Raw genomic sequence first — 12,093 nt, forward strand, 5'->3', positions numbered from 1 at the left:
TAAAGCCGTTTTTCTGAGGGCGATTCACGCTTTCGGCTCGCTCGGTTGAGCGAACCTCAAACGATCGCGCTTTAGCCTGATCGCTTTAAGTGCGATCAGGCTAAAGCCGTTTTTCTGAGGGCGATTCACGCTTTCGGCTCGCTCGGTTGAGCGAACCTCAAACGATCGCGCTCCAGGTGATGTGGACTGGTGGGACTCCGGCGCGGCTTATTTTGGCCGGGTGATATCCAGACGGGCTTGAGGCTGAATTTCAGCGTAGGCGGAGGCCCCGCCGGCGCGCAATATGATGCCCGCGCCGAACGTGTCGAACACACCGTCTTTGAGCAAGACAGGAGCGATATGGATGCCCACGACCTCCCCCAGGACAAGCCAGCTTGGCACAAGGGCGCCTGCGGCGGATTTGAGCTGGATGATGTCGGCCAGCTTGCACTCAAAATTCACCGGGCTTTCAGCCACGCGCGGCGGGGCGACCAAACGCGAAGGGGCTTTGGTGAGGCCCGCCAGGGTGAATTCATCCGTGCCGTAAGGAACTGGGGCGCTGGTCTCATTCATCGCCGCCGCCAGCGTGCGGGTGGTGAGGTTCCACACGAACTCTCCGGTCTCGCGCACATTGCGCAGTGAATCCTTGGCGCCGATGCTGGAGAAGCCGATGATCGGCGGGTGATAGTTGAAGGCGTTGAAAAAACTGTAGGGCGCCAGATTGACCGAGCCGTCAGCACCCTGGGTGGAAACCCAGCCGATCGGCCGGGGGCCGACGATTGCGTTGAACGGGTCATGCGCGAGGCCGTGGCCTGATGCGGGTTCGTAGAAATATTTTGTGCCGTCCATATGTGGCAGCATATGCCTCCGAGACGCCCTAGATCAACTCACGCGGCTTTTAATCAGGCGTTCCATGTCCAGCGACTGGGGCGGGTTGTGGAATTCATGCAGGTCGCCGTTCATGGCCAGATCGAATCTGACGACACGGTTGCGGCCTTCGGTTTTGGCTTTATCCAATGCCTGACCGGCGCGGCGCACCAGCTCCTGCGGGTTGTTGGCATCGGCGAGGCTGGAGAAGGCGGCGGCGCCGCAGCTGATGGTGAGGAAGCCGGTGCCGCTGCCTGTATGGGCGATTTGCAGCGCCTGCACGGTTTCCAAAATGACGCTGGCGACGCGCGCGGCGCCTTTGTCGTCCGCCAGGGGTAACAGAACGGCGATTTGCCCGCCCCGGTGGCGGGCTACCACATCCCCCGTGCGGCGGGGCACGGATTTGATCGCCTGGGCGACACGGCGCAGGCAGGCATCGCCGGCGATGCTGCCATAAATTTTATTGTAGTCGCGGAAATTGTCGATATCGATGAGCGCCAGCCCCAACGGGAGACTGCTGCGCACCGCGCGTTTGAATTCATGGACCAGGCTGAGATCGAACTGGCGGCGGTTGGAGAGCCCGGTGAGATCGTCCTCAAGGGTCAGTTCCCGCAGGGCGGCGTTGGCCTGCAGGACAGCGGTGTTGGCCTCGCGCAGGCTGGCTTCGGCCTGGTGCTGGAGGGTGACATCCACCAGCACGCCAGCGGCCGTGGCGCGGCCAATGGCGCGGCCGCGCATGATGACGTGGCGCTGCTCGCCATCAGGGCGGCACAGGCGCAGCTTAAGTTCAAACTCGCCGCCTTCGGCCATGGTGGCGGCAAGAGTATTCGACAGCGATTGGCGGTCTTCGGAGGGAAACAGCTCCAGCACGGTATCCATCGCCGGGAGGAAACCAGCCTGGGTGACACCGTGCAGGCGGTACATGGCGGCTGACCACTCGAACACCCTGCCCGCCAGATCCACCCGCCAATGGCCGAATTGTGCCGCCGATTCGGCTAGCTCCAGCATGGCACGGGCGCTCTCGGCCACGGAATTGGCATGCTCGATCCGCCGCCGCAGACACCGCCCCATGGCGCGGGCCAACTGCGATTTCATGCCAGCCAGCAAAGGCCACAGGCTAAGGCCGATGACCAGTTGCCCGGCGGCGGCGGCCAGGGGCAGGGCCGAGGCAGCGCCTTGCCATTTGTGCGCGAGCCCGAGCAGCAGCAGGGTTTGCAGCCCGGCTTCGGCGGCGAGCACACAAGCGACGATCCAGCGGCGGTTACCCAAAATATTGGCATCGCGCGCCCGGAAGACTTGCAGCAGAGCAAGAGTCACCGAAGCATAGGCCAGGGCGCTCATCAACGCGGAGAGTTCAGCTTGCCCGATCGTCATTGGCTTCAACCTCCTGGGCAGGCTCGCGCCTGCGCCGCCAAATTAAATTATCAAGGCCAAATCATCAGGCCGGAAACCCATCCGGTGATCCCAATGTCCGGGCGTGGCTCAACCTAGGGGGCAAGGGTTTAATATTCGGCTAACCGGCGCGGATTCAGCCGCGCGCGGCGAGGACACTGAGCAGTTCCACCTCACGGTAGCCGCTGGCACGGTTGCCGCCAGCTTCCTTGGCGTCAGCCAGGGCGCGGGCGGCGCGGCGGGTGAGTTCCAGCGGGTTATAAAGATCGTCCATGCCGACAAACGCGGCGGCGCCGCAGGAGGCGGTGAGCCCCCCCGTTTCATGCCCGGCGTTGGGCAGGGCGAGGGCGCGCACGGCCTCAAGGATTTGGGTGGCCACGCGCTGGGCTCCGGCGGAGTCAGCCAAAGGCAGCAGCACAGCGATTTCAGTGTCGCCGTAACGGGCCACGACATCGCCGGTACGGCGGGGGACCGCCTGCACCGCCTGGGCCACCGCGCGCAGGCAGGCATCGGCGTCCAACGCCCCGTAATAGGCGGCGAATGCGCGGAAATGGTCGATTTCCAGCAGCACCATGCCCAGCGGCTTGCGGCTGCGCACGGCACGTTTGAACTCGTAACCAAGGCTGAGGTCGAACTGGCGGCGGTCAGCCAGGCCGGTGAGTTCATCCTCCAGCGGCAGGCCGCGCGCGGCGGAAAGCGCGGAGATTGCCTCAGCCCGTTTGGGCTCGGTGACATCCACCATCACGCCGTTCAGCTCCCCCACCTGCCCGCTGGCATCCAGCGCCGCCGCGCCGCGCAGAATGACATGGCGTATCTCGCCGTCAGGACGGCGCAGGCGCGCCGCGACCTCGAAATTGTTCTGGTTGACGGCAGCCTCCTGCAGCAACACCCCGATCCGCTTGCCGTCCACCGGGTGGAAGGCCGCCAGCGCGCTCTCGAGGCGCGGCTTGTAGTGCTCGCGCCACAGGCCGTGAATGCGATACATCTCATCCGACCAGCTCAACTGGTAGTCCGGCACGCTAAGCTGCCAATGCCCGACATGCCCGCTCTGCTCGGCCAATGCCAGCCAGTTGCGCGCCGCCGCCGCCGCCGCCTCGGCGCGTTGCGCGCGCGCCAGCAGCCGGCTGTTGAGGATACGCAACTGGCCACGCCTGATGCGCGCCACCACCGGCCAGAAATTGAGCGGCAAGGCCACCAGGCAGGCCGCCGCCAGCATCTGCAGAGCCGGCAGGGCAACGGGAAAATTGAAATGCGCGGCAAGCCCCAGCAGCATCTGCACCAGCGCCCCGGTGCTGAGTACCGCAAGCAGCACCCCCCGCCGCTGCCCGAGCACGGAGGTTTCGCTGGCCGTGAACATGTCGTTAACGGCCATGGCCATCGCAATATACGCAATCGCGCCAAATGTGTTTGCGAGCATTTTGTTCCACCTTGGAAATAAATCTGCCGGATTTGTTAAGATCCGGTGTCTTTCATATGCTAGCAGTCACAGAGTTAATCGGTGGCTAACGGCTCGGCGGAAATAATCACCTGGGCGAAGGCGTAGGGATATTCATCAGTCAGCGACAAGGCGATGTGCGGCGCGTGCCCCGGCGGCACCATGGCGTGCAAGCGCGCCAGCGCCGCGCCGTGCAGCTGCATCGCCGGCTGGCCGTTGGGCAAATTCACCACGCGCAGGTCGGAGAGGAAGATACCATCGCGGAAGCCCGTGCCCAGAGCTTTCGCACAGGCCTCCTTCGCCGCGAAACGCTTGGCGTAGCTGGCTGCGCGCGTAACCGGCCGCAGATCGGCGCGCGCACGCTCGCCCTCGGAAAATGTGCGGTGGGTGAAACGCTCGCCAAACCGGGCCAGGCTCGCCTCAATGCGGCGGATGTCGCACAGGTCGGAACCAAGGCCGAGGATCATGACTTGGCGCGTTCGACCTGGGCGATGCCGGCGGCGCCGCGCAGGCCCGCGATGACCTGGCCGAGGTGGCGGGAGTCGCGGACTTCGACATCGACGAGGGCTTCGAAAAAATCCTGCTGGCGATGCGTGATCTTCAGATTGGCGATGGAGCCGTCCTGTTTCGCGACGGCGTTGGTCAGTGCTGCGAGCGCGCCGGGGCCGTTGTTGGCGATAACGCTGATGCGGCCGGTGAAACGGGGGGATTTGGAATCGGCGCGGCCGAGGTGGGTGGTGTCCCAGTCAACGTCGATGAAGCGTTCCGGCGTGGCGGCGAAGGTCTCCAGGGTCGCGCAATCCTTGGCGTGGACGGTGACACCTTTGCCGTTGGCGACGATGCCGACAATTTTGTCGCCGGGCAGCGGGTGGCAACAGCCGGCGTAGTGGACATCCATCCCCGCGACGAGGCCGGTGACAGCCATGCCGGTTTCGGCCTTGTGGCCCGCGCCGCGGGGCGAGCGGGCGGTGAGCGACTGGCCCATGAAGGCCGGGAGCATGCGCGGGGCGCGGACTTCCTTCAGCTCCGGGTAGGCGGCGTAGACGACATCCTTGGGGCCCAGCGCACCGGTGGCGACCGCGACGAAAAGATCGTCGAGCGAGGCCTGCTTGAGCGTTTTTGCCGTGGCTTCCAGTACTTTTTCAGAGCCGTCGACACCTTCCTGGCGGAAGGCCTTGGCCAGGGTGGATTTGCCGGCATCGCGGTGCTGCTCGCGCACCTGCTGCGTGAGGAAACGGCGGATGCGCGCACGCGCCTTGCCGGTGACGACGAAACGCTCCCACGCCGGGGATGGCGTGCCGCCGCGCGCGGTTAGAATTTCGACCTGATCGCCGTTCTGCAATTCGTAACGAAGCGGCATCAACCGGCCGTTGATGCGCGCGCCGACGCACGCGTCGCCGATCTGGCTGTGGACGGCGTAGGCGAAATCCACCGAGGTGGCACCGCGCGGCAGCTGGATGAGCTGCCCCTTGGGGGTGAAGCAGAACACCTGGTCCTGGTAGAGCTCGAGCTTGGTGTTTTCCAGAAAATCATCCGGCGCCGCGGAGTTTTCCAGAATTTCCAGAAGATCCTGCACCCAGCGGAATTGTTTGATATCCGACTGGGAGGCGTCGGATTGTTTGTAGAGCCAGTGGGCGGCAACGCCGTTTTCCGCGACCATCTGCATCTCGGCGGTGCGGATCTGGATTTCGATTTTCTGGTTGCGCGGATGACGCAGGGTGACGCCGGTGTGCAGCGACTGGTAGCCGTTGGCCTTGGGGGTTGAGATGTAGTCCTTGAAGCGCCCGGCGATGACGGGATAGGCGGCGTGGATGCCGCCCAGCGCGACGTAGCAGGCCTCGCGCGTCGGCACGATGATGCGGAAGGCCATGATGTCCGACAACTGCTCGAACGCCACGTTGCGGCGCTGCATTTTTTCCCAGATGGAATAAGGCGATTTCTCGCGCCCGGAAATTTCGACAACATCTACCCCCGCCTCGCGGCAGACGCGCAGCAGCTCCTGGCGGACTTCCTCGATGACATCGGCACCCTGGCCGCGCAGAAAGTTGAGGCGGGCCTGAATGGTATCGTATGCCTCGGGGTCGATTTCGGCAAAAGAACGGGTTTGCAGCTCGGTCTTCAGCGATTCCATGCCGATGCGCTCGGCCAGCGGCGCATAGATTTCCATGGTCTCGCGCGCGATGCGCTGGCGCTTATGGGCGGCGCCGATGGCGCCAATGGTGCGCATATTGTGCAGGCGGTCCGCGAGCTTGACGATGAGGACCCGGATGTCCTTGCTCATGGCCAGCACGAGCTTGCGGAAGTTCTCGGCCTGCTTGGTACGGTCTGATTGCAGCTCCAGGCGGGTGAGCTTGGTTACGCCATCGACCAGGCCGGCGACCTCGGCCCCGAAGCGCTTCTGCACCATGGGCAGGGTGACGGAGGTGTCCTCCACAACGTCGTGCAGGAGCGCGGTGATGATGGAAGAAGAGTCCAGACGGTAGCCGGCCAGGATGCCCGCCACCGCCAGCGGATGGGTGATGTAGGGTTCGCCGTCGTCGCGCTTCTGGTCCTCATGCGCCTTGAGGGCCACGGTATAGGCGTCGTCGATGACCGCCGGGTCTGCCTTGCTGTCGTAAGCGGAGATACGCGAGAGCAGGCCGCCCAGTTCCGGGTGGAACCCGCCAGCCCCCACGCCCTCCGGCGCAAAACAAATAACTGGTGCCCTGCAAGCTGTTAGCATGATGGGGTCAGCTTACGGCAGCTATGCTGCGGTGCAAAGCACTGAATGCGGCCGAAGCCGCGGGAGGCAAAAAAACTTTAGAGCGCAATGACATTAGATGCGCTCGCTTTGCGCGCGAACATAATGTCTGAATTGACCTCTACTTCTTTGATTTAGAGGTGGATTCAGACATTGCATAAAATCGCGGAGCGATTTGATGTAATGTCATCCGGCTCTAGAATCAGCGGCGGGTTTTGCCGCCGAGTTCTGCCTCGATGGCTGCCTGGATGTCTTCCGGGGTCATTTCCTCGGCTTCGGCGGCCATGGCGGCGGCTTCTTCCTCGGCGGAGACATCCTGCAGGCCGAAAATATTCTGGTCGGTCGGGATCAGGTCGGCCACTTCCTCGTCAATAGGCTCCGGCTCGGGCACGCGCGAGAGGGATTTGACCAGATCCTGCTCGAGTTCCGGCAGGGCCAGGGTCTCCTCGGCGATTTCACGCAGGGCGACGACCGGGTTTTTATCGTTGTCCCGGTCGATGGTCAGTTGCTCGCCACGGCTGATGTTGCGGGCGCGCTGAGCGGCCAGCAGAACCAGTTCAAACCGGTTCGGCACTTTTAAAACGCAGTCTTCAACGGTGACGCGGGCCATCCGAAATGCTCCAGGCAGAAAATTGAACGCTCGCCTTAGCCTGCGGGCTGGTGCGATGCAACCCTTTACGAGGGGTCCTCATGCCAGGGCTGTATGCCTTGCGGGGGGAGTTCGGCCAGCAGGGTGGCAACATTCTGGCGCAGGGTGGGGTGGCGCCAGCCTGGGGCCACGTCCAGGATCGGGCGGAGCACGAAGGCACGCTGATGCGCTCGCGGGTGCGGCAGGATGGGGTCCGGGGTGGCGCGGATCATCCCGTTGAGGTCAATGATGTCAAGATCGAGCGTGCGCGCGGCGTTAGGCTCGGCGCGCCGGCGGCCGAAATGGGCTTCGATCTCGTGCAGGCGCGTGAGCAGCTCCACCGGGCCGATCTCGCCGAAAAAGCGGATGACGCCGTTGCAATAGTCTGGCTGGCCGCCGCGCGGCTGCGGCGCCGTGCGGTACCAGTTGGACAAGGCGACAAACGACAGTCCAGAAATGCTACACAGCAGCGGCACGGCGGCGCGGCAGGTCTCAACGGGGGTGGAACCATCCACCCCGGTGAGATTGGCACCAATCGCAATGAGGATCATAACTGAAAGCGCTTCACGACTTTCCTTCCAGAAAATGGTAAGATTAATTAGGAGTGTCTATATTCTAACATTTATTGCAATATTGTATATCACGTTTAACTATTTTTTTACTTTTAGGAAATGACCCATATGCGCTTTGTCCCGCAGGAACGCATGGCTTTATTCATAGATGGCGCAAATCTCTATGCGGCGACGCGCAGTTTGGGGTTTGATGTGGACTACCGCAGGTTGCTGGATTATTTCAGCGAAAGATCCAATCTGGTAAGGGCTTATTACTATTCGGCGCTGCTGGATACGGAGGAGTATTCGCCGCTGAAGCCGCTAACCGACTGGCTGGCATATAACGGCTACAGCCTTGTCACAAAACCCGCGAAAGAGTTCACCGATGCGCTGGGGCGCCGGCGGATAAAGGGTAATATGGACATCGAGCTGGCGATCGACATGCTGGAGCTGGCCCCGCGGCTTGACCATGCCGTGTTGTTTTCCGGTGATTCGGATTTTCGCCGTCTGGTGGAGGCGGTACAACGCAAGGGCGTGCGCGTGACGGTGATTTCGACGGTAAAAACCAATCCGCCGATGATTGCCGATGAGTTACGCCGGCAGGCGGACCAGTTTGCCGAGCTGGCCGAGATTGCCGCCGAATTTACGCGCAAGCCCCGCGAGCCGCGCGGGCCGATGGCGAATCGGGAGGATGACTTCGCTTGATGCCGGACCGCGATTGCCCGCGCTGCCCCAGGCTGGTGGCGTACCGGGAGGAATATCGCGCACGCGAGCCGGGGTGGTTTAATGCGCCGGTGCCGAGTTTTGGCGGGCTGGACGCGGCGTTGCTGGTGGTTGGGCAGGCGCCGGGGGTGAATGGGGCAAACCGGACGGGGCGGCCCTTTACCGGGGATTATGCCGGGGTGCTGTTGTATGACACGTTGGTGAAGTTCGGCCTTGCCCGGGGGGTGTATCAGGAGCGGGCCGATGACGGGCTGGAGCTGGTGAACTGCCGGATCACCAATGCGGTGCGCTGCGCGCCGCCACAGCATAAGGTGGAAACCTCCGACAAGGCGCATTGCAATCCGTTCTTGCGGGCGGAAATTGCGGCGATGCCAAATCTGCGGGCGATATTGGCGCTGGGGGGGATTTCACATCTGATGGTGCTGAAGGCGCTGGGGGTGAAGGCGGCAGGACATGTATTCGCGCATGGGGCGATGCACGAGCCGCGCCCAGGGCTGCTGCTGGCCGACAGCTACCATGTGTCACGCTACAACACGAGCACGAAGCGGTTGAACGCTGCGATGTTTGAGAAGGTGGTCGCGGGGATGTTGGAGGCTTTAAGGGCGTAGCGGGTGTGCGGGGGGATGCCAGCTTACGCTGGCATGACGTTGGGGTGCTGGCGTGACGGCAAGGCGCTGGCGGGATGGTCGGCGGGGCTATTTGTTGCGTAGCAGCCGGGCTTTGTCGCGCTGCCAGTCGCGGGCGGCGATGGCGTGGCGTTTGTCGTGTTTCTGGCGGCCTTCGGCGATGCCCAGCGTCACCTTGGCGAGGCCGCGCGGGTTGAAGTGGATGTCCAGCGGGACCACGGTGGCGCCCTCGCGGTTAATGGCGCCGAACAGCTGGTTGCGTTCTTTTTTCTTGACCAGGAGCTTGCGGGTGCCGCGCACGTCAAACCGCGAGAGCACGCCGCCCTGGTATTCGGGGATATAGGCGTTGAAGAGGTAGAGTTCGCCGTCGCGCTCGCCGGCCCAGGCTTCACTCAGCGTGGCGCGGCCCAGGCGCAGCGACTTCACCTCGACGCCCTTGAGCACGATCCCGGCCTCGATGGTGGAGAGGATTTTATAGTCAAACCGGGCCTTACGGTTCTGCGACGCGATCCCGTGCGAGATGTAGCCCGATTTGCTTTTTTCCTTGTCGTTGGCGGTCAAGCGAGCAGGCCCACTTCCAGCATCGCCGCCTTGATGCGCCCCGCGGATTCGGCGGTGACCTCGGCCAGCGGCAGGCGCACCGTGTTGGCGCCAAAGCCAAGCAGCGAGGCCGCATATTTAACCGGGCCGGGGTTGCTCTCGCAGAACATGGCGTCATGCAAGGGCAGCAGGCGCATCTGGATGGCCATAGCCTCCTTGAGGTCGCCGCGCGCCCAGGCGGCGTGCAGTTGCGCGCAGAGCTTGGGGGCGACGTTGGCGGTGACCGAGATGCAGCCGCTCCCGCCGGCAGCCAGATAGGCCAGGGCCGTATGGTCCTCGCCGGAGAGCTGGATGAACTCAGGTCCGCAGGCGCGCAGCGTGTGCAGCGGGCGGGCGAGATTGGCGGTCGCGTCCTTCACGCCCACGATGTTTTTATGCGCGGCGAGGCGAGACATGGTTTCCACCGACATGTCGATGACCGAGCGGCCGGGGATATTGTAGATGAACAGCGGGATGTCCACCGAATCCGCGATCGCCATGTAGTGGCGGAACAGGCCTTCCTGGGTCGGCTTGTTGTAATAGGGGGTGACGACCAGTACCGCATCGGCGCCCGCGCGTTTGGCGTGGGCGGCCAGGCTGATGGCCTCGGCGGTGGAATTTGAGCCGGCGCCGGCGATGACGGGCACCCTGCCCCGCGCCGCGGCGATGGCCAGTTCGACCACGCGTTTATGTTCCTCATGCGAGAGCGTCGGCGATTCGCCCGTGGTGCCCACGGGGACGATACCCTGCGTGCCCTGCTCAATCTGCCAGTCGATCAGACGCGTATAGGCGGCTTCGTCGATGCTGCCGTCCTCGTGCATCGGCGTCACCAAAGCGGTTAGTGAACCATGAAACATTATCTACTCCTGCTAGGAATGTGACGTAATCGTCCCGGGGGTAGCCTGCAAGCCGCCAGCTGCTACAAGACCGTGCATGAGATGTCTGGCTGCCCTGCTTATTACCCTCGTCCCGGTTCTGGGTTTCGCGCAAACCCCGGCCTCGCCGCAAATTATGGCGGATGTGAAGGCCGGTGATTTTAGCGGGGCGCAAGCCCTGGCGGCCGCCACCGGCGACCCGCTGATGGTGAAGCTCGTGACGTTTTTTAAGCTGCTGGACCCGGGCGGCGGCACGGCGGATGAGATCGGGGCGTTCATCAATGCCAATCCTGACTGGCCGGAACAGGGGCTTCTGGCGCTGCGCCAGGCGCAGGCGGCGGGTACGCAATCGCCCAGCATGGTCAACACGGTGCCGGATTTTTTGACCGAGGTGAAAGCCTTGCACGCGGCCGGGCAGGATACCCAGGCGGCGGCGGTTTGGGCAGCGCAGGGCAAGGCGGCGGCGGCGGCGGCGGATTTTGAGCAGCAGTTGATGTTCTGGCCGGCGCAGAACGCGCTGGCGCGGGCGTTGCTCGCGGCGGGGGATGCCAAGGATGCCTACGCCGTGGTGACCGCCGTAAACCCGCCGGCCGATGGCCTCAAAGCGCAGGAACAGGTGGAGGACCGGGATTTTCTGGCTGGATTTCTGCAACTGCGGTTCCTGAAACAACCCGATCAGGCGGCAATCTGGTTCACCAACCTGGCCAGCCTGTCGCCTTCAGTGATTACGCAGGCGCGGGCATGGTACTGGTTGGGGCGCAGCCAGAGCGGGGCGCAGGCGCAGGCTGATTTTGCCCGCGCGGCGCAGTATCCGGATACATATTACGGGCAGTTGGCCGCAATCGCGCTGGGCGATACGCCGCAGCAATTGGCGGCGCGGATTTTGAGCGCCGGGGAGCCTGCATTCAGCGCCGCCGACGCGCTGGACTTTGGCCTGATGGAGCTGCCCCGCGCCGCCGCGCTGCTGGTGCAGATGAACGACCCCAGGGACGCGGCGATATTTTTGAACCGGCTGGGGCAGGTGGCGATTGACGACCGCACCCGCGAGCTGGCCGCGAAGCTGGCGCTGGGGCTGGGGATTCCACAGAGCGCGGTGGCGATTGCGCGCACCGCCGGAAGCGACGGCCAGATGCTGGTGCGCGAGGGCTGGCCGCTGGCCGTGACGCCACCGCAGGGGGCGCTGGAGCCGGCTGTCGCCTACGGCATCATGCGCCAGGAGAGCAGTTTCGATGCGACGGTGGTTTCCGGCGCCGGGGCGGTGGGGCTGATGCAGCTGATGCCGGCCACCGCGCAGCTGACCGCCAGGAAAAACGGCCTGAACTATGACAATTTGTTCGACCCGGCGCAGAACATGATGCTGGGGAGCGCCTACTTCGCCGGGCTGGTGCGCCATTTCGGGAATAGCCTGCCGCTGGCGATCGCCGCGTATAACGCCGGGCCGACCAATGTTGCCAACTGGCTCGCCGAATATGGCGACCCGGAGCTGGGTGCCAATCCCGGCGGGGCGGATATGATAGACTGGGTGGAGGAAATTCCCTTCAACGAGACGCGCAATTATGTGCAGCGGGTCTGCGAAAGCATTACCATCTACCGGGCGCAGCTTACCGGCTCGGCGGATTTTCCGTTTTGAGCCTGATTGCTGTATATCAATCAGGCTCAAATCTTTGTTTAGCGATCGATTTCATTGATTTGGATCGA

The 12,093-nt window shown here is 63.5% G+C and carries 12 protein-coding genes; 3 read left to right on the top strand and 9 right to left on the bottom strand.

Annotation, left to right across the window (positions count from 1 at the left end):
* Positions 1 to 207: 207 nt before the first annotated feature.
* The 7 genes from QQJ84_RS13730 to folK all read right to left on the bottom strand — a co-directional run bounded on the left by QQJ84_RS13730 (position 208) and on the right by folK (position 7,592).
* Complete coding sequence (locus tag QQJ84_RS13730; RefSeq protein ID WP_284258860.1) at positions 208 to 840, bottom strand: flavin reductase family protein; 633 nt, start codon at positions 838 to 840, stop codon at positions 208 to 210.
* 21 nt (positions 841 to 861) lie between these two features.
* Positions 862 to 2,220, bottom strand: coding sequence for a GGDEF domain-containing protein (locus QQJ84_RS13735; RefSeq protein WP_284258861.1), 1,359 nt, complete (start codon positions 2,218 to 2,220; stop codon positions 862 to 864).
* A 154-nt stretch (positions 2,221 to 2,374) separates the two neighbouring features.
* Complete coding sequence (locus tag QQJ84_RS13740; protein ID WP_284258862.1) at positions 2,375 to 3,655, bottom strand: diguanylate cyclase domain-containing protein; 1,281 nt, start codon at positions 3,653 to 3,655, stop codon at positions 2,375 to 2,377.
* Between the two features lie 74 nt (positions 3,656 to 3,729).
* Entirely contained in the window at positions 3,730 to 4,140 is a 411-nt protein-coding gene (gene acpS / locus QQJ84_RS13745; RefSeq protein WP_284258863.1) for a holo-ACP synthase, read from the bottom strand.
* Positions 4,137 to 6,395, bottom strand: a complete 2,259-nt coding sequence (locus QQJ84_RS13750) for a RelA/SpoT family protein (protein WP_284258864.1) — start codon at positions 6,393 to 6,395, stop codon at positions 4,137 to 4,139. The genes acpS and QQJ84_RS13750 overlap by 4 nt, the downstream gene beginning before the upstream one ends.
* 220 nt (positions 6,396 to 6,615) lie before the next feature.
* Positions 6,616 to 7,023, bottom strand: coding sequence for a DNA-directed RNA polymerase subunit omega (gene rpoZ, locus QQJ84_RS13755; protein ID WP_284258865.1), 408 nt, complete (start codon positions 7,021 to 7,023; stop codon positions 6,616 to 6,618).
* Positions 7,024 to 7,088: 65 nt separating this feature from the next.
* A complete protein-coding gene (folK, locus tag QQJ84_RS13760; protein ID WP_284258867.1) occupies positions 7,089 to 7,592 on the bottom strand; it encodes a 2-amino-4-hydroxy-6-hydroxymethyldihydropteridine diphosphokinase in 504 nt (167 codons plus the stop codon).
* Between the two features lie 129 nt (positions 7,593 to 7,721).
* Here folK and QQJ84_RS13765 point away from each other — a divergent pair, with 129 nt between their 5' ends.
* On the top strand, positions 7,722 to 8,297 hold the full coding sequence (locus QQJ84_RS13765; protein WP_284258868.1) for a LabA-like NYN domain-containing protein: 576 nt from the start codon (positions 7,722 to 7,724) through the stop codon (positions 8,295 to 8,297).
* Positions 8,297 to 8,923, top strand: a complete 627-nt coding sequence (locus QQJ84_RS13770; protein WP_284258869.1) for a uracil-DNA glycosylase — start codon at positions 8,297 to 8,299, stop codon at positions 8,921 to 8,923. Before QQJ84_RS13765 ends, QQJ84_RS13770 begins: the two co-directional genes overlap by 1 nt.
* Before the next feature lie 87 nt (positions 8,924 to 9,010).
* Here the strand turns inward: QQJ84_RS13770 and smpB are convergent, their stop codons facing one another.
* Positions 9,011 to 9,502 (bottom strand): SsrA-binding protein SmpB, encoded by a 492-nt coding sequence (gene smpB, locus QQJ84_RS13775; RefSeq protein WP_284258870.1) that lies wholly within the window; start codon positions 9,500 to 9,502, stop codon positions 9,011 to 9,013.
* The gene (dapA, locus tag QQJ84_RS13780) at positions 9,499 to 10,377 is read right to left on the bottom strand and encodes a 4-hydroxy-tetrahydrodipicolinate synthase (protein ID WP_284258872.1); all 879 of its coding nucleotides are present in this window, start codon (positions 10,375 to 10,377) and stop codon (positions 9,499 to 9,501) included. The genes smpB and dapA overlap by 4 nt, the downstream gene beginning before the upstream one ends.
* Positions 10,378 to 10,453: 76 nt before the next feature.
* On the opposite strand from dapA, the gene QQJ84_RS13785 reads away from it, so the two are divergent.
* Positions 10,454 to 12,025 (top strand): lytic transglycosylase domain-containing protein, encoded by a 1,572-nt coding sequence (locus tag QQJ84_RS13785; protein ID WP_284258873.1) that lies wholly within the window; start codon positions 10,454 to 10,456, stop codon positions 12,023 to 12,025.
* The last annotated feature ends 68 nt before the right edge of the window (positions 12,026 to 12,093 follow it).

This window comes from Acidocella aquatica, assembly GCF_030160635.1.
GTDB classification, from domain to species: Bacteria; Pseudomonadota; Alphaproteobacteria; order Acetobacterales; family Acetobacteraceae; genus Acidocella; species Acidocella aquatica.